This window comes from Mesorhizobium sp. ArgA1, from assembly GCF_053714375.1.
Genome location: NZ_JBSKBQ010000001.1, coordinates 1,214,009 through 1,234,443, shown reverse-complemented (window position 1 = coordinate 1,234,443; position 20,435 = coordinate 1,214,009). Strand labels below are relative to the sequence as shown.

General features: G+C 63.3%; 22 protein-coding genes and 1 riboswitch. Of the genes, 14 read left to right on the top strand and 8 right to left on the bottom strand.

The window, feature by feature from the left end; genetic code table 11:
* Positions 1 to 61 precede the first annotated feature (61 nt).
* The 4 genes from ACWGTI_RS06025 to ACWGTI_RS06010 all read left to right on the top strand — a co-directional run bounded on the left by ACWGTI_RS06025 (position 62) and on the right by ACWGTI_RS06010 (position 4,733).
* The gene (locus ACWGTI_RS06025; protein ID WP_142866468.1) at positions 62 to 691 is read left to right on the top strand and encodes a J domain-containing protein; all 630 of its coding nucleotides are present in this window, start codon (positions 62 to 64) and stop codon (positions 689 to 691) included.
* Between the two features lie 123 nt (positions 692 to 814).
* On the top strand, positions 815 to 1,801 hold the full coding sequence (cobS, locus tag ACWGTI_RS06020) for a cobaltochelatase subunit CobS (protein ID WP_023763848.1): 987 nt from the start codon (positions 815 to 817) through the stop codon (positions 1,799 to 1,801).
* 11 nt (positions 1,802 to 1,812) lie between these two features.
* Positions 1,813 to 3,711, top strand: a complete 1,899-nt coding sequence (gene cobT / locus ACWGTI_RS06015) for a cobaltochelatase subunit CobT (RefSeq protein ID WP_454586232.1) — start codon at positions 1,813 to 1,815, stop codon at positions 3,709 to 3,711.
* A complete protein-coding gene (locus ACWGTI_RS06010; protein WP_454586231.1) occupies positions 3,708 to 4,733 on the top strand; it encodes an esterase-like activity of phytase family protein in 1,026 nt (341 codons plus the stop codon). The genes cobT and ACWGTI_RS06010 overlap by 4 nt, the downstream gene beginning before the upstream one ends.
* Before the next feature lie 9 nt (positions 4,734 to 4,742).
* Here the strand turns inward: ACWGTI_RS06010 and ACWGTI_RS06005 are convergent, their stop codons facing one another.
* The 3 genes from ACWGTI_RS06005 to rpmB all read right to left on the bottom strand — a co-directional run bounded on the left by ACWGTI_RS06005 (position 4,743) and on the right by rpmB (position 6,515).
* Positions 4,743 to 5,414: a hypothetical protein gene (locus ACWGTI_RS06005; RefSeq protein WP_454573200.1), complete on the bottom strand. Its 672-nt coding sequence runs from the start codon at positions 5,412 to 5,414 to the stop codon at positions 4,743 to 4,745.
* A gap of 3 nt (positions 5,415 to 5,417) precedes the next feature.
* Positions 5,418 to 6,098 (bottom strand): queuosine precursor transporter, encoded by a 681-nt coding sequence (locus ACWGTI_RS06000; protein ID WP_454586230.1) that lies wholly within the window; start codon positions 6,096 to 6,098, stop codon positions 5,418 to 5,420.
* A 120-nt stretch (positions 6,099 to 6,218) separates the two neighbouring features.
* The gene (gene rpmB, locus ACWGTI_RS05995) at positions 6,219 to 6,515 is read right to left on the bottom strand and encodes a 50S ribosomal protein L28 (protein ID WP_454573202.1); all 297 of its coding nucleotides are present in this window, start codon (positions 6,513 to 6,515) and stop codon (positions 6,219 to 6,221) included.
* 261 nt (positions 6,516 to 6,776) lie between these two features.
* Between rpmB and ACWGTI_RS05990 the strand changes: the two genes are divergently transcribed.
* The 3 genes from ACWGTI_RS05990 to ACWGTI_RS05980 are packed head-to-tail and all read left to right on the top strand — an operon-like array spanning position 6,777 to position 9,214.
* Positions 6,777 to 7,577: a DUF3108 domain-containing protein gene (locus ACWGTI_RS05990; RefSeq protein WP_454586229.1), complete on the top strand. Its 801-nt coding sequence runs from the start codon at positions 6,777 to 6,779 to the stop codon at positions 7,575 to 7,577.
* A gap of 30 nt (positions 7,578 to 7,607) precedes the next feature.
* Positions 7,608 to 8,543, top strand: coding sequence for an aromatic amino acid exporter YddG (gene yddG, locus ACWGTI_RS05985; protein ID WP_454586228.1), 936 nt, complete (start codon positions 7,608 to 7,610; stop codon positions 8,541 to 8,543).
* Entirely contained in the window at positions 8,540 to 9,214 is a 675-nt protein-coding gene (locus ACWGTI_RS05980) for a lysoplasmalogenase (RefSeq protein WP_454586227.1), read from the top strand. Before yddG ends, ACWGTI_RS05980 begins: the two co-directional genes overlap by 4 nt.
* Here ACWGTI_RS05980 and ACWGTI_RS05975 read toward each other — a convergent pair.
* Entirely contained in the window at positions 9,189 to 9,629 is a 441-nt protein-coding gene (locus tag ACWGTI_RS05975; protein WP_454586226.1) for a cupin domain-containing protein, read from the bottom strand. The two genes, ACWGTI_RS05980 and ACWGTI_RS05975, sit on opposite strands and share 26 nt — an antisense overlap.
* 25 nt (positions 9,630 to 9,654) lie before the next feature.
* Positions 9,655 to 10,422 (bottom strand): hydroxyacylglutathione hydrolase, encoded by a 768-nt coding sequence (gene gloB, locus ACWGTI_RS05970; RefSeq protein ID WP_454586225.1) that lies wholly within the window; start codon positions 10,420 to 10,422, stop codon positions 9,655 to 9,657.
* 99 nt (positions 10,423 to 10,521) lie between these two features.
* On the opposite strand from gloB, the gene ACWGTI_RS05965 reads away from it, so the two are divergent.
* From ACWGTI_RS05965 to ACWGTI_RS05955, 3 genes are all read left to right on the top strand, one after another.
* Positions 10,522 to 11,304 carry a class I SAM-dependent methyltransferase gene (locus ACWGTI_RS05965; protein WP_454586224.1) on the top strand — a complete coding sequence of 261 codons (783 nt, stop codon included), beginning with the start codon at positions 10,522 to 10,524 and terminating at the stop codon, positions 11,302 to 11,304.
* A gap of 138 nt (positions 11,305 to 11,442) precedes the next feature.
* Entirely contained in the window at positions 11,443 to 13,266 is a 1,824-nt protein-coding gene (locus ACWGTI_RS05960) for an ABC transporter ATP-binding protein/permease (protein WP_454586223.1), read from the top strand.
* A gap of 64 nt (positions 13,267 to 13,330) precedes the next feature.
* On the top strand, positions 13,331 to 14,131 hold the full coding sequence (locus ACWGTI_RS05955; protein WP_454586222.1) for a DUF1194 domain-containing protein: 801 nt from the start codon (positions 13,331 to 13,333) through the stop codon (positions 14,129 to 14,131).
* Positions 14,132 to 14,182: 51 nt separating this feature from the next.
* On the opposite strand, the gene ACWGTI_RS05950 is transcribed toward ACWGTI_RS05955, so the two are convergent.
* Positions 14,183 to 15,118, bottom strand: a complete 936-nt coding sequence (locus ACWGTI_RS05950) for a glycosyltransferase family 2 protein (protein WP_454586221.1) — start codon at positions 15,116 to 15,118, stop codon at positions 14,183 to 14,185.
* A 236-nt stretch (positions 15,119 to 15,354) separates the two neighbouring features.
* Here ACWGTI_RS05950 and ACWGTI_RS05945 point away from each other — a divergent pair, with 236 nt between their 5' ends.
* Both ACWGTI_RS05945 and ACWGTI_RS05940 read left to right on the top strand, forming a co-directional pair.
* On the top strand, positions 15,355 to 15,675 hold the full coding sequence (locus tag ACWGTI_RS05945) for a DUF1330 domain-containing protein (RefSeq protein WP_454586220.1): 321 nt from the start codon (positions 15,355 to 15,357) through the stop codon (positions 15,673 to 15,675).
* Positions 15,676 to 15,863: 188 nt separating this feature from the next.
* Positions 15,864 to 16,256 (top strand): phosphatase, encoded by a 393-nt coding sequence (locus tag ACWGTI_RS05940; protein ID WP_454586219.1) that lies wholly within the window; start codon positions 15,864 to 15,866, stop codon positions 16,254 to 16,256.
* A gap of 15 nt (positions 16,257 to 16,271) precedes the next feature.
* On the opposite strand, the gene metW is transcribed toward ACWGTI_RS05940, so the two are convergent.
* Positions 16,272 to 16,886: a methionine biosynthesis protein MetW gene (metW, locus tag ACWGTI_RS05935; RefSeq protein ID WP_454586218.1), complete on the bottom strand. Its 615-nt coding sequence runs from the start codon at positions 16,884 to 16,886 to the stop codon at positions 16,272 to 16,274.
* Between the two features lie 40 nt (positions 16,887 to 16,926).
* Positions 16,927 to 18,096, bottom strand: coding sequence for a homoserine O-acetyltransferase MetX (gene metX / locus ACWGTI_RS05930; RefSeq protein WP_454586217.1), 1,170 nt, complete (start codon positions 18,094 to 18,096; stop codon positions 16,927 to 16,929).
* Positions 18,097 to 18,156: 60 nt separating this feature from the next.
* Positions 18,157 to 18,234: riboswitch (SAM riboswitch) on the bottom strand.
* A 145-nt stretch (positions 18,235 to 18,379) separates the two neighbouring features.
* Here metX and hisC point away from each other — a divergent pair.
* Both hisC and ACWGTI_RS05920 read left to right on the top strand, forming a co-directional pair.
* Positions 18,380 to 19,489, top strand: a complete 1,110-nt coding sequence (gene hisC / locus ACWGTI_RS05925; protein ID WP_454586216.1) for a histidinol-phosphate transaminase — start codon at positions 18,380 to 18,382, stop codon at positions 19,487 to 19,489.
* A 5-nt stretch (positions 19,490 to 19,494) separates the two neighbouring features.
* Entirely contained in the window at positions 19,495 to 20,430 is a 936-nt protein-coding gene (locus ACWGTI_RS05920; protein ID WP_454586215.1) for a prephenate/arogenate dehydrogenase family protein, read from the top strand.
* Positions 20,431 to 20,435 lie beyond the last annotated feature (5 nt).

The window sequence follows — 20,435 nt, the reverse complement described above, 5'->3', positions numbered from 1 at the left end:
CGGTTAGGGCGATCATCGCGAAAATGTCAATTCTTGTTTCGCGAGTGCGAACAGCCCATAAATGGGTGAGATGAAACCGTACCCCAAATATTTCGAGAAGATTCGGATCCGTCCCGAAAAGGATGCGGAGCTGAAGTCACGCTCGCCGATCTGCCAGTGGGACGGCTGCAAGGAGGCCGGCACCCATCGTGCGCCGGTCGGTCGCATGAAGGAAGGCGAGTATTTCCAGTTCTGCTTCGACCATGTGCGTGAATACAACAAGGGTTTCAATTACTTCTCCGGCGTCCCGGACACCGAGATCGCCCGCTTCCAGAAGGAAGCGATGACGGGCCACCGGCCGACATGGAAGATGGGCCTCGCCGGCGCCTCGACCCGCTCTTCGCCAGATATGGCGCAGATGCGCTCCGGCCGCGCCGGTTATTACAACCGCATGCGCGACCCTTTCGATCTGTTCAAAGGGCCGAAAGACCCGCGCGAGGCGCGTGAACGAAAGGCCAAGCCGCTTGAGGCCAAGGCGCTGGAAACGCTTGGCCTTGATACAAAGGCGACTGGCAAGGACATTAAGGCGCGCTATAAGGAACTTGTGAAGCGCCACCATCCGGATGCGAATGGCGGCGACAGAGGTTCGGAAGACCGGTTCCGCGATGTGCTGCAGGCCTATCGCGTGCTCAAGCAGGCGGGTTTGTGCTGAGCGACCCAACGGTTCGTGTCGTTTTCCAACTTTCATAAGGGTGGAAAAGGCTCTAAGACCGCCCCCGGACAAAATCGATTGCCGGCGAAATCAGGCATTTCGCCTGTGGAGACGTGGATAGAGATGAACAAGGTCGATCGCGACATCGCCAATTTGCCCGACACGACGGTCTCGGTGAAGGACAAATTCGGCTTCGACTCCAAGATGGTGGTGCCGGCCTATTCGGTGACCAGCGAACATGTGCCGGACATCGATCCGGACTATCTGTTCGACAAGGCGACGACGCTGGCGATCCTCGCCGGCTTTGCCTACAACCGCCGCGTCATGGTGTCGGGCTATCACGGCACCGGCAAGTCGACGCATATCGAACAGGTCGCCGCCCGCCTCAACTGGCCCTGCGTGCGCGTCAACCTCGACAGCCATGTCAGCCGTATCGACCTCGTCGGCAAGGACGCCATCGTCGTCAAGGACGGGCTGCAGATCACCGAATTTCGCGACGGCATCCTGCCCTGGGCCTACCAGCATAATGTCGCGCTCTGCTTCGACGAGTATGACGCCGGCCGTCCGGACGTGATGTTCGTCATCCAGCGCGTGCTGGAATCGTCTGGCCGCCTGACGCTGCTCGACCAGAGCCGGGTCATTCGCCCGCATCCGGCGTTCCGGCTGTTTTCGACCGCCAACACGGTCGGCCTCGGCGACACAACCGGCCTCTATCACGGCACCCAGCAGATCAACCAGGCGCAGATGGACCGCTGGTCGATCGTCACCACGCTGAACTACCTGCCGCACGATAATGAGGTGAACATCGTGCTGGCCAAGGCCAAGCACTATCGCGACGGCAAGGGCAAGGACATCGTCAACAAGATGGTGCGCGTCGCCGACATGACGCGCTCGGCCTTCATCAATGGCGATCTGTCGACCGTGATGAGCCCGCGTACCGTCATCACCTGGGCCGAAAATGCCGAGATTTTCGGCAATATCGGCATGGCGTTCCGTCTGACCTTCCTCAACAAGTGCGACGAGCTCGAGCGCTCGGTGGTGGCCGAGTTCTACCAGCGCGCCTTCGGTGAGGATCTGCCCGAGAGCGCCGCCAACGTGGTGCTGGGCTAAGCAGAGCCTCGATGGCGGGTCCTGGCGACAACACGCGCAACAAGTCGAAGACGGGGTCTGAAGCCGACAGCTTCAAGCGCGCCGTCACCGTCTGCATGCGCGCCATTGCCGGCCACAAGGAGCTCGAGGTCGGTTTCGCCAAGGACAGGCCCGCCCTGGCCGGCAGTCGTGCACGCTTGCCGGAACTGCCGAAGAAAGCCTCGAAAGAGGATATCGCCATTACCCGCGGCCTCGGCGACTCCATGGCGCTGAAGCGCGCCTGCCACGATCAGCGCATCCACACCAAACTGGCGCCGGAAGGCAAGCTGGCGCGCTCGATCTATGACGCGGTCGAACAGGCGCGGGTCGAGGCGATCGGCAGCCGCGCCATGCAGGGCGTCGCCGACAATATCGGCTCGATGCTGGAGGATAAATACGCCAAGGCCAACCTCGTCGACGTCAAGGACAAGGCCGACGCGCCGATCGAGGAAGCGCTGGCGCTCATGGTGCGCGAGAAGCTGACCGGCCGCCCGATCCCGAAGAGCGGCGAGCGGCTGGTCGACCTCTGGCGGCCCTGGGTCGAGGAGAAGGCCAAGGCCGATCTCGACGGGCTGTCGGCCAAGCTCGGCGACCAGCAGGCCTTCGCCCGCGTCGTGCGCGACATGCTGGCGTCCATGGAGATGGCCGAGGAACTCGGCGACGATCAGGAGACGGAAGACTCCGAGGACAATGACGAGAACCAGCCGCAAGGCGAGGAGCAGAGCGAGGAGGGCGGCGAAGACGATTCCGGCTCCGAGCAGTCGCAGTCCGAGGATGCCGAGGCGTCGGCCGACGACGAACAGTCGTCCGAGACGGAAGCCTCCGACGCCACGGCCGACGATTTGTCCGACGACGACGATGCGGATGCCGAGACGCCCGGTGAGGCGCGCCGCAACGACAACCCCTTCACCAACCTGCCGAAGGAAATCGACTACAAGGTCTTTACCACCGCCTTCGACGAGACGGTCGGTGCGGAAGAGCTGTGCGAGGAGGAAGAGCTCGACCGGCTGCGCGCTTTCCTCGACAAGCAGCTGGCCAATCTCTCCGGCGTCGTCGGGCGGCTCGCCAACCGGTTGCAGCGCCGCCTGATGGCGCAGCAGAACCGCTCCTGGGATTTCGACCTCGAAGAGGGCTATCTCGATCCGGCCCGGCTGGTGCGCGTCGTCATCGACCCGATGCAGCCGCTGTCGTTCAAGCAGGAGCGCGACACCAAATTCCGCGACACGGTGGTGACGCTGGTGCTCGACAATTCGGGCTCGATGCGCGGCCGGCCAATCACGGTGGCCGCCACCTGCGCCGACATACTGGCGCGTACGCTGGAGCGCTGCGGCGTTTCGGTCGAGATCCTCGGCTTCACCACGCGGGCGTGGAAGGGCGGCCAGGCGCGCGAGAAGTGGTTGAAGGATGGCAAGCCGCCGAACCCCGGCCGGCTCAATGATCTGCGCCACATCATCTACAAATCCGCCGACCATCCGTGGCGCCGTGCCCGGCGCAATCTCGGCCTGATGATGCGCGAAGGCCTGCTCAAGGAAAACATCGACGGCGAGGCGCTGCTGTGGGCGCACAACCGGCTGATCGCCCGGCCCGAACAGCGCAAGATCCTGATGATGATCTCGGATGGCGCGCCGGTCGACGATTCGACGCTGTCGGTCAATCCGGGCAACTATCTCGAGCGTCATCTGCGCGCCGTCATCGAACTGATCGAGACACGCTCGCCGGTCGAGTTGCTGGCCATCGGCATCGGCCACGACGTCACCCGCTACTACCGGCGCGCCGTCACCATCGTCGACGCCGAGGAACTGGCCGGTGCCATGACCGAGCAACTGGCCTCGCTGTTTGCCGAGGAAAACGCGCGCGACACGCGCCGCGGCGGCTATCGGCGCGCCGGATGATCTTCTTGCGCGGCGGCTTCAGGCAGACGCTCTTCGCCGCCACTGCCTTGTCCGGCCTGGCTTTGGCGCCGGCCAACGCCGCCGGCCCAAGCTCGGTCGAGCCGGTCGAAGTCTCGGCACGGCCGATCACCACCTTCCATATAGGCAGCGCCGACAAACAGTTCGGTCTGCTGGAGTTTGTCGGCGGGCTGGAGATGACGTCGCCGACGCGCGATTTCGGAGCGCTGTCAGCGTTTCGCTTCCTCAAGCCCGGCGGCGATTTCATCGGCGTCGCCGATACCGGCTTCTGGTTTTTCGGTTCGGTCACCCACGATGCCGACAAGCGTCCGTCAGGCGTCCAGAATTTCCGCATGCAGCAGATGGTCGATGGCTCGGGCCGGCCGATCGACAAGAAATGGCAGGTCGACGCCGAAGGCCTGGCGGTCAAGGATGGCATTGCCACCGTCGGCTTCGAGCGCGATCATCGCGTCGCCCAGTTCAAGATCGACGCCAGCAACATGAAGGCGCCGTTCAAGCAGCTGAATTTCCTGGTTCCAGCCCGGGAACTGCGGCAGAACCGCGGCTTCGAGACGGTCACCCACGCCAATCCCTACGGCCAGCACGAGGGCGGTTTGGTCGTGGTCTCGGAGAAGAGCCTCGATAAGGCCGGCAACATCTTTGCCGCCATCATCGAAGGGCCGCACAAGGGCGTCTTCACGGTCAAGCGCAATGGCGATTTCGACATCACCGACGGCGCCTTCCTGCCGGATGGCGACCTGCTGCTGCTCGAGCGCAGTTTCTCCATGGCTGGCGGCGTCAGGATGCGGTTGCGACGCATCTATAGCGAAAGCGTCGAGAAGGGCGCTGTTGCCGATGGGCCGGTGCTGATGGAAGCCGACATGGGCTATCAGATCGACAATATGGAAGGGCTCGACGTCTGGACCCGCGATGACGGCGCGCTGATGGTATCGCTGGTCTCGGACGACAACCATTCGATCCTGCAGCGCAACCTCTATCTGGAATTCATCCTGCACCAGGATTGAGCGGCGGCGCTACGGTTTTGTCGCGAGCCAGATGACATGGCGCGCGCCGCGCTTGCCATGCGCGCGCGCCTTTGCTTCCTCGACCGAAAACCCTGCCTGCTTCAGCCGCCGCGTAAAACCGCTGTCAGGCCCTTGCGACCACACCGCCAGCACGCCGCCAGGTTTCAGTGCGGCACGTGCCGCGCCGAGGCCGGCAGCGTCATAGAGGGCATCATTGCCCTTGTAGACAATGCCTTCAGGGCCATTGTCGACATCGAGCAGGATGGCGTCCCAGGCGGCCTTGTCGGCCCTTATGATGTGGCCAACATCGGCCTCAAGGACGCTCACGCGGGGATCGTCAAGGCAGCCGTCGAAAAGCACTGCCATCGGGCCGCGCGCCCAGGCGACGACGGCCGGGACAAGCTCAGCGACGGTGATGCTCGCGTCGGCGCCCAACTCGGTAAGCGCTGCGCGCAGCGTAAAGCCCATGCCGAGGCCGCCGATCAGGATTTTCGGTCGGCCGTGTCCGGCAATCCTGTCGCAGGAGAGTTTTGCCAGCGCTTCCTCGGAACCGCTTAGGCGGCTGTTCATAAGCTCGTTGGTGCCGAGCATGATCGAGAATTCAGCCCCGCGCTGCTTTAAGCGCAGTTCCTGGGCGCCGTCGGGCGTCTTTGCAGCGTCGAGCTGGACCCAGGGGATCACGGCCTAGACCGCGACCGCCGGCTGGCTCCAGCGGGCGGCGAGCAGCCGGTAGGGGATCAGTGCCACAACGGCGATGATCAGCTTCACCGAGAGATCGCCGAGCGCCCAGGACACCCAGCGCATGGTCTCCACCGGCAGCACGCCCATCAGCGGTGCCGTCTCCAGCGCAAAGCTGTCATTCGGGCCGGCAAAGGCGAAAAGGGCGGAAAAGGCGATGCTGAAGAACACCAGCGTATCGAACACCGAGCCAACCAGCGTGCCGACGATCGGCGCGCGCCACCAGCTCTGCCGGCGCAGCCGGTTGAATACGGTGACGTCGAGCAACTGCGCGCAGAGGAACGCAGCACCCGAAGCCGCCGCAATGCGCACCAGCCGGTCGGCGGCGGTCTCGAATTCGATCAGCCCGTGGCGAAACAGGAAGGGCGGGATGAGGATCGAGCAGATCACCGCCGTCATGAAGCCGACAAAGACGATGCGGCGCGCCACGGTCGGGCCGTAGCGACGGTTGGCAAGGTCGGTGACCAGGAAGGAGAACGGGTAGGTGAAGGCGCCCCAGGTCAGGATGTCGGCCAGCGACAGGCCGCCGACCTGGCCCTGCATCGGAAACTGCACCAGGATGTTCGATGCCACGACGACAAGCGCCATGGCGGCCACAAAGGGCAAATATCGCGAGAAGGAAGTCATTTTTTTATCCTGGGTAATGGAACCAGCCAGGCGCTATCCGAAGTTCGGATGGCGCTGCCTTGTGATTTTGAGCATCGGATCACTCCGATGCTCAAGGCGGTCGTCCCCCGCCTTAAAGTCTTAAGCGGCGGGCTGGTCGGCCTGCTTCTTGGCGATCTGCTTCTTCAAGAGGCGCGCACGCTGCGACAGTTCCTTGGCGTCGGCCTTGGCCAGGAAGGCGTCGAGGCCACCGCGATGCTCGACCGAACGCAGCGCGTTGGCCGAAATGCGCAGGCGCACATTCTGGTTCAGCGCTTCCGAAATCAGCGTCACATTGACGAGGTTCGGCAGGAAGCGACGCTTGGTCTTGTTGTTGGCGTGGCTCACATTGTTGCCGGTCTGGACTGCCTTGGCAGTGAGTTCGCAGGTGCGGGACATGGTTCTAACCTTCAGTTCTGTCTAAGCCTGCCAAACCATTTTCGCCCGCGCCGGGCGGCGCGCGGTTTCAGTCAGGCGGCCTTATGGAAAAGTTGCCGTTCCATAGTTGCATTTCGCCGGGGCGTCAAGCTCCGGCGTACCCAAGGCTGTGACGGGCATTTCACATAAAGGCCGGAATTCAGCCTATAAGCGGTCGCATAGGGACATTGCAAGCCGGAGTCGCCCACCTTCGGCTTTGAGAATCGAGGACCGATCCCCGCCATGCTTCGTCCGTCACATGCCCTTGTCGCCATTCTTGTCGCTGCCTTGCCCACCTCAACCCTTGCCGCCACCCCGGCGGCCGCTCCGCAGTCCTTCAAGGGCGAATACACGGTGTCCTTCCTCGGCCTTTCGGTGGCCAAGGCGACATTTTCCAGTCGCTACCAGGGCGACAGCTATGCCATAGACGGCACCGTCGCCGCAGCCGGTCTCGCCACCTTGTTCGATGATACGAGCGGCACGATCTCGTCAAAGGGCAAGATCCAGGGCACGCAGATGCAGCCGCAGGCATTTCGCGCCGATTACAAGTCCGGCAAGAAGGCTTCCGTGGTCGACATACGCTTTGCCAATGGCACTGTCACCGCCACCCAGGTCATTCCCGAGCCGAAAAAGCGCAACCCCAAGACCTGGATACCGCTGGGCAGCAACGATCTGGCATCGGTGCTCGATCCGATGGCCGCCACCGTCATCCATGCCGACAGCCTCGACAAGGTCTGCGGGCGCAAGGTGAAGTTCTACGACGGCGAAATGCGCGCCGATCTGACGCTGACCTATGCCTCGAAGGGCTCGATCTCGGTCAAGGGCTACAAGGGCGACACTGTCACCTGCAAGATGGGCTTCGAGCCGGTGGCGGGCTACCGCAAGGGCCGCAAGGCGCTGAATTACCTGAAGAACAAGAGCCAGATGATGGTGACGTTTGCACCGCTCGGCCAAACCGGGATATATGCGCCGATCCACGCCACGGTCGGGACTCAGATCGGCACCTTGACCGTTAGTGCGCGGCGGTTCGAAGCAACTGAATAGACGCGTTTTTGCGCGTCGCCGGAGACGGGCATGGCGCGCGCAACACTGATCGGCTTTTCGGCGGTTGCCATGTGGGCGCTGCTGGCATTGCTCACCGATGCTTCTGGTGCTGTCCCGCCCTTTCTGTTGTCGGCCATCACCTTCACCATCGGCACTGCGGTAGGGCTGGTCGCCCGGCTGTTCATGCCGGCTGCCGATAAAAGGCCGAAGATACCACCGCAGGTCTGGGTGATCGGCATTGCCGGCCTGTTCGGCTACCACTTTTTCTACTTCACCGCGCTGCGCAACGCACCGGCGGTGGAGGCAAGCCTGATCGCCTATCTATGGCCGCTGCTGATCGTGCTGGGATCGGCGCTGATGCCGGGTGAGAAGCTGGCTTGGAACCACGTCGTCGGTGCGCTGCTTGGGCTCGCCGGCACGGTGCTCATCGTCACCAAGGGCGGTGGCCTGGCCTTCGATGCGCGCTATGCCTTCGGCTATGCGATGGCGGCCGTTTGCGCGCTGCTGTGGTCGTCCTATTCGCTGCTGTCGCGGCGTTTTCCGGCGGTGCCGACCTCGATCGTCACCTGGTTCTGCGCCGCCACCGCAGCGCTTTCGCTGGTCTGCCATCTCCTGCTGGAAAAGACGGTGCTGCCCAACGGCCCCGGCCAGTGGCTGGCCGTGCTTGGTCTGGGGCTGATGCCGGTGGGTGCGGCCTTCTATGCCTGGGACATCGGCGTCAAGCGCGGCAACATCCAGGTGCTCGGCGCGGCAAGCTATGCGGCGCCGCTGCTGTCGACGCTGGTGCTGATCGCAGCCGGCGTCGCCGAGCCGTCGCTGCGCATTCTCGCGGCCTGCGTGCTGATCACCGGTGGCGCGGCTCTGGCGGCGAAGTCGCTGTTTCTGCGCAAACCTGCGGTGGCTGAGCGTCGAGCCGGGGTATCCGAAAGTGAAGCCGGGGCATCCGAAGGCGGAGCCAGGGCATGACGATGCCGTTTGCCGGCGGCATCGACGCCAACGCCAATGCGACATTGATTTTTTCGCTGGTGGCGGCGGTGATCTACGCCTTCACCCTGGACATGCGGCCCACACTTGCCCGCTCGGCGGCAAAGACGCTGGCCGTGGCCATGCTTGCCGTGCTCGCCTTCATGCAGGGCGGGCCGCTGCTGCTCGTCGCGGCGCTGGCGCTCAGCGCCGTCGGCGACGCCTTCCTGTCGCGTGACGGCGACAAGGCCTTCCTGGGTGGTTTGGCCAGTTTCCTGGCGGCGCATATCCTCTATGCGCCGCTCTTCCTGCGCAGCGGCGGCGGGCTGGACGTGCTGGGCACCGAGACCTGGCGCGGCGCCATCGCACTCGCCATGGCGGCTTTCGTGGTCGTCATGCTGGCGGCACTCTGGCGCCGTGTCGGTCCCGGCCTGCGCATGCCGATCGCCGTCTATATCGCGGCCATATTGGCGATGGGCATCTCGGCGTTGACGCTCGACAATCCGTGGGTCATCGGCGGCGCCGTTATATTCATGGCATCGGACGGGCTGCTCGCCGCCGAGAAATTCCTCGTGCCTGCCATCGCGCCCTACCGTGCCGGCATGCGCTATGCCGTCTGGGTGCTCTACTACGCAGCCCAGTTGGCGATCACGCTCGGCTTTTTGCCAAGCTAGGCTCCCAGCCGGGTTCGGCCATCTCGAAGGCGGCGAAGTCGAAGCCCGGCGCCACGGTGCAGCCGACCAATGTCCATTTGCCGAGGCTGCGCGCCGATTGCCACCAGCCGGCTGGCACGACGATCTGCGGCCGCTCGCCCGCCGAAAGCTCGATGCCGAGCACCTGCTCGATCATTGCACTGCCTTCCTCGCATATCGACAGCGCCAGCGGCGCCCCGGCATGGAAATGCCAGACCTCGGCCGCGTCCTTGACCCGGTGCCATGCGGAAATCCGGTCCTGTTCAAGGAGGAAATAGATCGCCGTCGAATGGCCACGCGCGCCGCCAGCGCCGTCGCGAAAGGTCTCCGCATACCAGCCGCCTTCCGGATGCGGCCTAAGGCCGAGCGTGGCGATGATTTCAGCGGCGCTGGTCATGGCTTTCCCGCAGACGTCACGATGCTCAGAAATTATCTTTGCGCTTGCGGATTTCGGCGAACACGTCGGCATCGCTGGCCTTTTCCATGCCGAGATGCTTGCGGATCGCCAGGTCGTGCCAGCGCAGGAACGGATTGGTCGACAGTTCCTCGCCGATCGTGGTTGGCAGCGTTGCCTTGTTGTCGGCGCGCAGCGTCTCGATCTTTGCCGCCCGCTCCTTCAGGGCAGAATTGGTGGGGTCGACGGTCAACGCAAAGCGGGCATTGGAGAGCGTGTATTCATGGCCGCAATAGATGACCGTGTCGGCCGGCAGCGCCGCCAGCTTCTTCAGTGAGTCGTACATCACCGGCGGCTTGCATTCGAACAGCCGGCCGCAGCCGAGCGCGAACAGGGTGTCAGCGGTGAACGCCACTTTCGAGGCCGGTAGATGATAGGAGACGTGGCCCGCCGTGTGGCCGGGCGTGGCGATGACATCGATCCGCTCGCCGCCGAGATGGACGACGGAGCCTTGCCCGACGGTCTCGTCGATGCCGGGGATCTTGTCCTTTTCCGCCTCCGGTCCGACGATGCGCAGCTTGAAGCGCTCCTTCAGCGCCAGATTGGCCTCGACATGGTCGACATGGTGGTGGGTGGTCAGGATCATCGTCGGCTTCCAGCCGGTACGCTCGATCGCGGCCAGGATCGGCGCCTCCTCGGGCGCGTCGATGATGGCGGTCTCACCGCTTTTGGGGTCATGCACAAGGACGCCGAAATTGTCGCTGCGGCACATGAACTGTTCGATTTCGACCGGCATTTTCATCTCTCCATCTGTCGCCGCAGACATAGGGCGCTTGGCCCTCGATGTCATCCGGCTTTGTTGAACTTCAGCGGCATCGCAGCTACCGTCCCGCGCATGCATTCCGATATCGTCGATCTCCGTTCCTTCTATTCGACCACGCTTGGCCGCCTGGCCGAACGCTCGATCACCATGGCGCTTTCCTCGATCTGGGCTGCCGTGCCCAATGAGCGGCTGGTTGGGCTCGGCTATACCTTGCCGTGGCTGGAGCGGTTCGGCGCCGATGCCGAGCGGGTCTTTGCCTTCATGCCGGCCACCCAAGGTGCGGTCGTCTGGCCGGCGAATGGACCGACCTCGACGGCGCTGGTCTTCGACGAGGAGTTGCCGCTGGTCGATTCCTGCATCGACCGCATGCTGCTGGTGCATTCGCTCGAACATGTCGAAAACCCGCGCGAGACACTGAACGAAATCTGGCGGGTGTTGTCGCCGGCGGGCCGCGTCGTCATCGTCGTTCCTAACAGGCGCGGAGTCTGGGCCAGGTTCGAGCACACACCGTTCGGCAATGGCCGGCCGTTCTCGCGCGGCCAGTTGACCGAATTGCTGCGCGAGGCGAATTTCACACCGGCGTCCTGGTCCGATGCGCTGTTCTTCCCGCCATCGCCGCGGCGCTTCATGATGCGGTTCCACAATGTGCTGGAGCGCGCCGGCCGGCGGTTCTGGCCAATCTTTTCCGGCGTCATCGTGGTCGAGGCGCAGAAGCGGCTCTATCAGGGTGTGCCGGTCGCGCAGCGCGCCTCGCGCCGCGTCTTCGTGCCGGTGCTGTCGCCGCACGGCGCGACAAGGCTTGGCCGCCGCGCCGACGGGGTGACGTCGACCAAGCGTCAGGTGACACCTTCGTGATCACGATGAAAACTGGTGTTGCGTGGGGTTTTCCCACCTATCTGTCGCAGATGCATTCGCAGCCCGTTTGAGCGGCGGATGCCTTCAAGTCCCTCCATCCGGTTTCAGCACCGCTGTTGAACGTAAGGACCCCAGGCCATGGCTGATCAACTGGACATCAACGCCACACCCCAGCCGGTAACCGTCGAAGCCAGCAGCCTGCGCGACCAGGTGGCGACGATCAAACGGGCGCTGGTAGGCTCGCCAGCGCGCAAATGGCTGCTATGGACGTCGGTCGGCATCATGGCGGTCATCGTCGCGACGTCGATCGGCCAGGTTCTGCTCAACCGCTGGAACCAGCCCTTCTACGATGCGCTGGCGCGTCGTGACATGGCGGCCTTCCTGCATCAGCTGATGATCTTTGCAATGATCGCCGGCACGCTGCTGGTGCTCAACATTGCCCAGACCTGGCTCAACCAGATGATCCGGCTGAGGCTGCGCGAGGCGCTGACGCTCGACCTGATCGACCAGTGGATGCTGCCGGCGCGGGCCTTCCGGCTCGCCAATGCCGGCGCCATCGGCGTCAATCCCGACCAGCGCATGCAGCAGGATGCCGCGCATCTCAGCGATCTGACGACGGATCTCGGGGTTGGACTGCTGCAATCCTTCATCCTGCTTGTGTCCTTCGTCGGCGTGCTGTGGCAATTGTCGTCGGGCTTCGTCTTCCACATCAACGGCTGGTCGCTGGCGATACCGGGCTACATGGTCTGGGCCGCATTCCTCTATGCCGGCATCGCCTCCTGGCTGAGCTGGCTGGTCGGCCGGCCGCTGATCCGCCTCAACAGCGATCGCTACACGCGCGAAGCCGAGCTGCGCTCCTCGATGGTGCGCGTCAACGAGAATGTCGATGCCATTGCGCTCTATCACGGCGAAGCGGATGCGAGGCGCCGGCTCGAAATCGACCTCGGCACGGTGCTGGGCGCGATGCGCAATATCTACAAGGCGCAGATCAATCTGGCGTGGGTGACAGACACTTATGGCTGGATCACCGTCGTGGCGCCGATCCTGGTGGCGTCGCCGGTCTATTTCTCGGGCGATATCAGCTTTGGCGGGCTGATGATGGCGGTCGGTGCCTTCAACCAGGTGCATTCGTCGCTGCGCTGGTTCATCAACAACATCGGCGGCATCGCCGACTGGCGCGCGACACTGATGCGTGTCGCCGACTTTCGCATTGCACTCGATGAAACCGACGTGCTGCATGACAAGGAAAGGCGCATCGAGGTCAGCGACAATGCCAATGGCAGCATGACCTTCGAGAGGCTTGAAGTGGCCTCACCGGAAGGCTGCACCAAACTTGCCGAAAGCCATGTCGAGATCCATCCCGGCGAGCGCGTCATGATCACCGGCGAGCCAGGCGCCGGCAAGACGCTGTTCTTCCGCGCCATTGCCGGCCTGTGGCCGTGGGGGAGCGGACGGATCGGCCTGCCGGCGGGAGAGGCCCCGATCTTCGTGCCGCGCGTACCGTATTTCCCGGCCGGCACGCTACGCGAGGTGCTTGACCATCCGAACGGCCTCGCGCCAGCCAGCGATGCCGAAATTTCGGCAGTGCTTGCCGAGGTCGGCCTCGAGCGCCTGTCATCCTCGCTCGACCGTTCCGCACGCTGGGGGCGTGAACTCGGCGATGACGAACAACGCTCGCTCGCCTTCGCCAGGCTCGCCTTGCGAAAGCCAAAATGGGTGATCATCGACGAGGCGATGGATGCGTTCGACGGGCCGTCGCTGCGGCGGGTTCTGTCGATGCTGGAAAAACGCCTGCCCGGGACCGCGATCCTCAACATCGGGCGAGGCCTGCACAGCAATCAGTTCTTCCCCCGCGCGCTGAGCATCGTGAAGGATTCCGGTGCGCCGGCGCTGAAACCCGCCCGCGTCAGGGCCGGCGCTATCGACCCGCCGCCGAAGGCGACTGTACGGCGAAAGAACTAGCCGGGGCTTTATTTCGCCGCGATCGCGGCGAAGATTCGCGGATCGAAACATCCGTGGTGCGGCCATGCTCGATGCGTTCAGCCTGCTAGCCTGCCTTGCTTGCACTCCGGTCACGCCCGTGGCGGCCCCGGCAAGCAGCGTTGCCGTCGATGTCGAACTGGTACTGGCCGTCGACATCTCGCAGTCGATGGACGAGAGGGAGTTCGCGCTGCAGCGCGCCGGCTATGTCGAGGCGCTCAGGCATCCCGATTTCATCAAGGCTGTGCGCTCGGGCACGACCGGCCGCATCGCGCTTGCCTATTTCGAATGGGCTGGCGTCGTGCGCGAGGATGGCGTCATCGCCTGGCAGGTCATCGACAGCGCAGAGAACGCCAACGCCTTCGCCGACAGAATAGCGGCGCGGCCGTTCCGCAGCTTTCGCGGCACCTCGATTTCCGGCGCGCTTGCCTTCGGCGCCGGGCTGTTCGACGGCACCGGGTTTGATGCGCCACGCAGCGTCATCGACATTTCCGGCGACGGTCCCAACAACACCGGACTGCCGGTCGCCACCACACGCGATGCCGCGGTGGCCAAGGGCATCGTCATCAACGGCCTGCCGATCCTGATCAGCCCGTCGCCGACCTTCAGCCATCTCGACCAGTACTATGACGACTGTGTCACCGGCGGGCCCGGCTCCTTCGTGCTGCCGATCTACGCCGCCTCCGAATTCGCTACCGCCATACGACGCAAGCTTATCATGGAGGTGAGCAGTATTGCCGATGCGACCGTGGTCACAATCGACGCGGCCGCACCGATGGATTGCCTGCAGGGCGAACGCGACCGGCGGTTTTATTCCGATCCGTATTTCCCGGAACTCGATAAATGAGGTTTTGGGGCGGTTCCGGAGGGAAGGCCGCTGCGCGGCTTCCAGGGAGCTTCAGGCCGGCCGCGCACCGTATTTGTCGCGAAATTCGGTGTAGAGATCGCGGCGCCAGCGCCGGCCGCCGACATAGCCGCGCAACAGTTGCGGCACCGAATAGCCGAGTGCCTTCGACGACCGGTTGGCCAGATAGCCGGAGAATGCCTGCGAAACCCTGCCCTTGAGCGCGTCGGCGATGAGCTGCCGGGCAATCATGTAGGGCGGAATGTGGGGGTAGCGGTCGGCGATATAGGGGTGCTTGTCGATCAAACTGGCATACGCCTCGACATAGCCATCGCGCTGTCCGGAGATGGAATTCTCGGAATTGTACTTTTTCCAGTCGATCACTTCGGAGAGTTGCGCGCCGCTGCGGCGGGCAAAGCGCAGCAACAATTCGCGATCCTGCATGCGCGTGACGTCGCTGTCGTAGCCGCCGATGGCCAGCAGCGACTCGCGCCGGGCGGTGATTGCCGACCCGGCAATGAAGATCGTCTGCGCGACAAGGGCCCGTTCCAGCGAGTCGCGGCTCAGCAGCGCCTCGCGGTTGACGCAATTGGTGCGGCGATTGCCCTTCAGCGAGACGAAGGAGCTGATCAGCACTTCCAGCGAGGGATTGGCCTCGAACCACTCAAGTGTCCGCTCCAGCCGGTCCGGAAGATAGACATCATCGGAATCGAGAAAGGTCACCACGGGCGCCTGCGCCCGTTCGATGCCGGCATTACGGGCAGCATTGGCGCCGCGCCATTTCGAACCGACATAGACCAGCCGCGGGTCGCGGATTTCGGCAAGGGCTGCGGCTGTGCCGTCGGTCGAGCCGTCATCGACGACAATGTGCTCAAAACGAGTGACGTTCTGCGCCAGAACGCTCTCGACGGCGCGCAGAACCTTGCTCCGCCGGTTGTGAGTCGGTGTGATCACCGTGATTAGCGGAGCGAGGTCGGCAGTCTTCGACATATTGCTTTGGTTATGCCCTGGATTCCGTAGTGATCGGACGAACGGTCGGTTCCGCGTCAGGATTGCGTTCGATTCGACGCTACAAAAATGCAGCAGCAATGTCATCACAAACTGTTGAGCCAGGATGCCCTCGGCGATCCGATTATCTCCGACGTAATCGACCAGCTGTCGTCATCGCGGCAGATTGCGCCCACGAAGGCCGGTTGTTCGGCTTCGACTACACAGGGAGTTCAGCCATGACCGCCTACGCCGTCGCCCATATGCGCCAAGTCACAATGGGTCCGCAGATTGTCGAGTATCTGCAGAAGATCGATGCAACACTTGCACCGTTTGGTGGCCGTTATCTTGTTCATGGCGGCGAGCTGGACGTGATTGAGAACGATTGGCCCGGACACCTGATCATCATCGAGTTTCCAGACAAGGAACATGCGCGCGGCTGGTACGAGTCATCAGCCTATCGGCAGATCCTGGCGTTGCGTACCGACAACTCCGACGCCGATGTGGTCCTGGTTGACGGCGTCGGGCCTTCGCACAAGGCAACCGACGTGCTGGAATAGGTGGGGATCAAGAATTCGATTGTCGCGTAAATCGCAGTTTTGCGATGGTCAGACAGGCGCACGCTGAAATTGCCGCTCCAACTGGGGGCAAACGCCGTCACTGGGAGGCCAGATTTCCATGTCGATGCAGACGATTCGCGGCGATCTGCTGCAACTTGCGCTCGATGGGCAATTCGATGTCATCGTGCATGGCTGCAATTGCCAGTGCGCGATGGGCAAAGGCATTGCGCTGTCCATTAAAGCAGCGCTTTCCCGAGGCCTATGCGGCCGACCGCGCGACCGTGAAGGGCGATCCCGCCAAGCTCGGACGCATATCGGTCGCCGAGATCAGGCGTGGGGACCGGACCTTTCATATCGTCAACGGCTACACGCAATTCCACTGGCAAGGGCAGGGTGTGAAAGCCGACTATGAGGCGATCCGAAAGGTCATGCGGGCAGTCAAGGTCCAATTCACCGGCAAACGCATCGGCTATCCGAAAATCGGCGCTGGCCTGGCCGGTGGCGACTGGGAAAAGATCGCCTCGATCATCGCGGGCGAGCTTGCTGGCGAAGATCACACCTTTGTCGAGTACGCCGGGTAGCGTCTCCGGCAAACTCTACCGCTTCAGCAAGAACACCGCCTGCTGGCCGAAGAAATTCCAGAACCACCATGGCATTGACAGGCCGATCTTCTGGCCGTTGCCGTCGAGCGCGGTCGCCCTTTCCACCGAGGCGCCGAGCTCCTCGACCAGGTTGACGAAGTCGCGGATGGTGCAGAAGTGGATGTTGGGCGTGTCGTACCAGGAATAGGGCAGATCCTCGGTCACCGGCATCCGTCCCTTGAAGAACAGCGACAGCCGCACCCGCCAATGGCCGAAATTGGGGAAGGAGACGATGGCGCGGTTGCCGATCCGCAAGAGTTCGTCGAGCACCAGCTTCGGGTTGCGGGTCGCCTGCAGCGTCTGCGACAGGACGACGAAGTCAAAACCCTTGTCGGGATAGAATTCGAGGTCGGTGTCGGCGTCGCCCTGGATGACCGAGAGGCCGCGCGCCACGCACTCATTGACGCCGCGCTGCGACAGTTCCAGCCCGCGACCGTCGACCTGCTTGGTCTCCTGCAGGAGTTCGAGCAGCAGGCCGTCGCCGGAGCCGACGTCGAGCACCCGCGAGAGCGGCGGGATGAGGCCGGCGACGACTTCGAGGTCGACGCGCTGGGCGCGGTTGACGCTCATTGCTTCGATCCCTGGCCGAAAAGTCTGCAACTTCTAGGGGTCATGCGCTGAGCCCTCTCGCCCTTGCAGCGGAGCCGATGAAGCCGTTGATGGCGGCGAACAGTTCCGGCTCGTCGAGCAGGAAGGCGTCATGGCCGCGATCGGTGTCGATCTCGACGAAGGAGACGGAAGCGCCGGCGGCGTTGAGTGCATGCACGATCGAGCGGCTCTCCTCTGTCGGGAACAGCCAGTCCGAGGTGAAGGAGACCAGGCAAAATCGCGTCTTTGTGCCGGCGAAGGCATCGGCCAGCCGGCCGCCATGGTCGGCGGCAAGGTCGAAATAGTCCATCGAACGGGTCATGTAGAGGTAGGAGTTGGCATCGAAGCGGTCGACGAAGGTCATGCCTTGGTGGCGCAGATAGCTTTCGATCTGGAAATCGGCATCGAAACCGAAGGTCAGCGCTTCGCGATCCTGCAGATTGCGGCCGAATTTCCTGTGCAGGGCGGCCTCCGACAGATAGGTGATGTGGGCGGCCATGCGCGCCACCGCCAGTCCCTTTTCCGGGCGCGCACCATGCTCGAAATATTTGCCGCCATGCCAGTCTGGGTCGGCCATGACGGCCTGGCGGCCGACCTCGTGGAAGGCGATGTTCTGCGAGGAATGGCGCGCGCCGGTGGCGATCGGCAGCGCCGAGAAGACGCGCTCGGAATAGCACGATGCCCATTCCAGCACCTGCATGCCGCCCATCGAGCCGCCGAGCACACAAAACAATTTTTCGATGCCGAAATGGTCGACCAGCATCAGCTGCGCCCGCACCATGTCGCGGATGGTTATGATTGGCAGGTCGAGCCCATAGGGCTTGCCGGTGGCCGGATTGGTCGAGGCCGGACCGGTCGAGCCGAGGCAGCCGCCGATGACGTTGGAGCAGATGACGAAGAAGCGGTTGGTGTCGATGATCCTGCCGGGGCCGATCAGCACTTCCCACCAGCCCGGTTTGCCGGTCACCGGATTGGTGCTGGCGACATGCTGGTCGCCGGTCAGGGCGTGGCAGACAAGGATGGCGTTGGAGCGGGCGTCGTTCAGCGTGCCGTAGGTCTGGTAGGCGATCTGGAATGGCGACAAAAGCGTGCCGGCGTCGAGCTTCAGCGGCTTGTCGGCGCCGAAATGCAACACGGGGCTCGACGGGTTGTCGGCCTCGTTGTTGGTTTTTGTAGCGCGGAGCGCGGTCATGTGACTCTCCTTGCCCGCCGTCAGGCAATAAAAAACCGGCAATGCGATCGCAAAGCCGGTTACGTCACGCAAACGGCCCTTTAGCGAGTTGTTTAACGTGGCTGCAAGCCGACCGGCCAAATCACCACGGAACGTCGCGTTCTTCTAGAACTCGCGCGGCCCGGCGTCAACGGCCAGGGTGGGACCAGGCATTGCACGCCCCAGCAGCCTCTCGACAACAGCGGCCACGGCTTGTATTTCCGCTGCGGCCTCCGGACGGCGGCATTTCAGACGGATTTGCGACATGGACAATAAAGCGGACAAGGCACGGCCGACGCCCCGCGCGGGCATCATGGACATAGAAGCCTATGTGCCGGGCAAGAGTACGGCGCCGGCCGGCGTCGCCAAGGTCCATAAATTGTCGTCCAACGAGAACCCGCTCGGGCCCTCACCGAAGGCAATCGAGGCCGCGCGTGAAGTTGCCGCCAGGCTCGACGTCTATCCCGACGGCACGGCCCGCCGGCTGCGCGAGGCGATCGCCGAAGTGCACGGTCTCAACCCGGCAAACATAATCTGCTCCAACGGCTCGGACGAGATTTTGGGCCTGCTGGCGCAGACCTATCTGGCGCCGGGCGACGAGGCGATTTTTACCGAACACGCCTTCATGGTCTACAAGATCTACATCCAGTCGGCGGGGGCCAGGCCGGTTGCGGTCAAAGAGACCGAGGAGCGCGCCGATGTCGACGCGATCCTGGCTGCGGTTACGCCGCGGACCAAAATCATCTTTCTCGCCAATCCCAACAATCCGACCGGAACCTATTTGCCGTTCCAGGAGGTGCGTCGGCTCCATGCCGCGCTGCCGGGCAATGTGCTTCTGGTGCTTGACGCGGCCTATGCCGAATATGTGCGACGCAACGACTATGAGGCCGGCATCGAGCTGGCGGGCAGTGCGCAGAATGTGGTCATGACCCGCACCTTCTCCAAGCTCGGCCTTGGCGGCGCGCGCATCGGCTGGATGTATGGCCCGCTGCACATCGTCGATGCGATCAACCGCATCCGCGGGCCTTTCAACGTCAATGCAACGGCGATCGAGGCCGGCATCGCGGCGATCCGCGACCGCGCCCATGTCGAGCGCAGTTCGTTGCACAATGAGACCTGGCTTACCTGGCTGAATGAAGAGCTGACGAAGCTTGGTCTCAGGGTGACGCCGAGTGTCGGCAATTTCGTCCTCATCCACTTTCCGCAGGACAAGAAGCATTCGGCAGAGGCAGCGGACGAGTATCTCACCCAGCGCGGCTATATATTGCGGCGGGTTACCGGGTATGGCTTCCCCAACGCGCTGCGCATGAGCGTCGGCACGGAAGAAGCCAATCGCGGTGTGATTGCCGCGCTCACGACATTCCTGAAAAGCTGAAGCACATGACATCACCGATGTTCGAGAAAATCGCGCTGGTCGGCATCGGCCTGATCGGCTCGTCACTGGCACGCGTCATCCGCCGCGAAGGTTTGGCCAGGCATGTCGCCATCGCGACGCGCAGCCCGACCACGCTGGCGCGTGCGAAGGAGCTTGGTCTCGGTGAGTCCTATACTGCAGACGCAAAAGAAGCGGTTCGCGATGCCGACCTTGTCGTCGTTTCGGTGCCGGTCGGCTCGTCGGGCGAGGTGGCGGAGGAAATCGCGCCGGCCCTGAAAGAGGGTGCCATCCTCACCGATGTCGGTTCGACCAAGGCCTCCGTCATTGCACAGATGCAGCCGCATGTGCCGGAAGGCGTGCATTTCATACCTGGGCATCCGCTGGCCGGTACGGAGAAGTCAGGCCCGGATGCCGGTTTTGCCGAGCTGTTCGAAAACCGCTGGTGCATCTTCACGCCGCTGCCGGGCACCGATCCGGCCGCGCTGGAAAAGCTCTCGGAGTTCTGGCGGCGCTGCGGTTCGAACATCGACACGATGGACCCGCAGCATCACGACATGACGCTGGCCATCGTTTCGCATCTGCCGCACATCATCGCCTACAACATCGTCGGCACCGCCGACGATCTGCAGTCGGTGACCAAGTCGGAAGTGATCAAATATTCGGCCTCGGGTTTCCGCGACTTCACCCGTCTTGCCGCTTCCGACCCGACCATGTGGCGCGACGTGTGCCTGCACAACAAGGACGCCATCCTCGAGATGCTCGCGCGGTTCTCGGAGGACCTCGCCTCGCTGCAGCGGGCGATACGCTGGGGCGACGGCGACAAACTGTTCGACCTGTTCACCCGCACCCGCGCCGTGCGCCGTTCGATCATCGAGGCCGGCCAGGATATTGACGTGCCGGATTTTGGCCGTCAGGCGGTGGAGCATCCTACAAAAGGCTAGTCTGT

Coding starts and splice junctions, on each gene's coding strand:
- ACWGTI_RS06025 (WP_142866468.1), top strand. CDS start 62: ATGGGTGAGATGAAACCGTACCCCAAATATTTCGAGAAGATTCGGATC.
- cobS (WP_023763848.1), top strand. CDS start 815: ATGAACAAGGTCGATCGCGACATCGCCAATTTGCCCGACACGACGGTC.
- cobT (WP_454586232.1), top strand. CDS start 1,813: ATGGCGGGTCCTGGCGACAACACGCGCAACAAGTCGAAGACGGGGTCT.
- ACWGTI_RS06010 (WP_454586231.1), top strand. CDS start 3,708: ATGATCTTCTTGCGCGGCGGCTTCAGGCAGACGCTCTTCGCCGCCACT.
- ACWGTI_RS06000 (WP_454586230.1), bottom strand. CDS start 6,098: ATGACTTCCTTCTCGCGATATTTGCCCTTTGTGGCCGCCATGGCGCTT.
- rpmB (WP_454573202.1), bottom strand. CDS start 6,515: ATGTCCCGCACCTGCGAACTCACTGCCAAGGCAGTCCAGACCGGCAAC.
- ACWGTI_RS05990 (WP_454586229.1), top strand. CDS start 6,777: ATGCTTCGTCCGTCACATGCCCTTGTCGCCATTCTTGTCGCTGCCTTG.
- yddG (WP_454586228.1), top strand. CDS start 7,608: ATGGCGCGCGCAACACTGATCGGCTTTTCGGCGGTTGCCATGTGGGCG.
- ACWGTI_RS05980 (WP_454586227.1), top strand. CDS start 8,540: ATGACGATGCCGTTTGCCGGCGGCATCGACGCCAACGCCAATGCGACA.
- ACWGTI_RS05975 (WP_454586226.1), bottom strand. CDS start 9,629: ATGACCAGCGCCGCTGAAATCATCGCCACGCTCGGCCTTAGGCCGCAT.
- gloB (WP_454586225.1), bottom strand. CDS start 10,422: ATGCCGGTCGAAATCGAACAGTTCATGTGCCGCAGCGACAATTTCGGC.
- ACWGTI_RS05965 (WP_454586224.1), top strand. CDS start 10,522: ATGCATTCCGATATCGTCGATCTCCGTTCCTTCTATTCGACCACGCTT.
- ACWGTI_RS05960 (WP_454586223.1), top strand. CDS start 11,443: ATGGCTGATCAACTGGACATCAACGCCACACCCCAGCCGGTAACCGTC.
- ACWGTI_RS05955 (WP_454586222.1), top strand. CDS start 13,331: ATGCTCGATGCGTTCAGCCTGCTAGCCTGCCTTGCTTGCACTCCGGTC.
- ACWGTI_RS05950 (WP_454586221.1), bottom strand. CDS start 15,118: ATGTCGAAGACTGCCGACCTCGCTCCGCTAATCACGGTGATCACACCG.
- ACWGTI_RS05945 (WP_454586220.1), top strand. CDS start 15,355: ATGACCGCCTACGCCGTCGCCCATATGCGCCAAGTCACAATGGGTCCG.
- ACWGTI_RS05940 (WP_454586219.1), top strand. CDS start 15,864: ATGGCTGCAATTGCCAGTGCGCGATGGGCAAAGGCATTGCGCTGTCCA.
- metW (WP_454586218.1), bottom strand. CDS start 16,886: ATGAGCGTCAACCGCGCCCAGCGCGTCGACCTCGAAGTCGTCGCCGGC.
- metX (WP_454586217.1), bottom strand. CDS start 18,096: ATGACCGCGCTCCGCGCTACAAAAACCAACAACGAGGCCGACAACCCG.
- hisC (WP_454586216.1), top strand. CDS start 18,380: ATGGACAATAAAGCGGACAAGGCACGGCCGACGCCCCGCGCGGGCATC.
- ACWGTI_RS05920 (WP_454586215.1), top strand. CDS start 19,495: ATGACATCACCGATGTTCGAGAAAATCGCGCTGGTCGGCATCGGCCTG.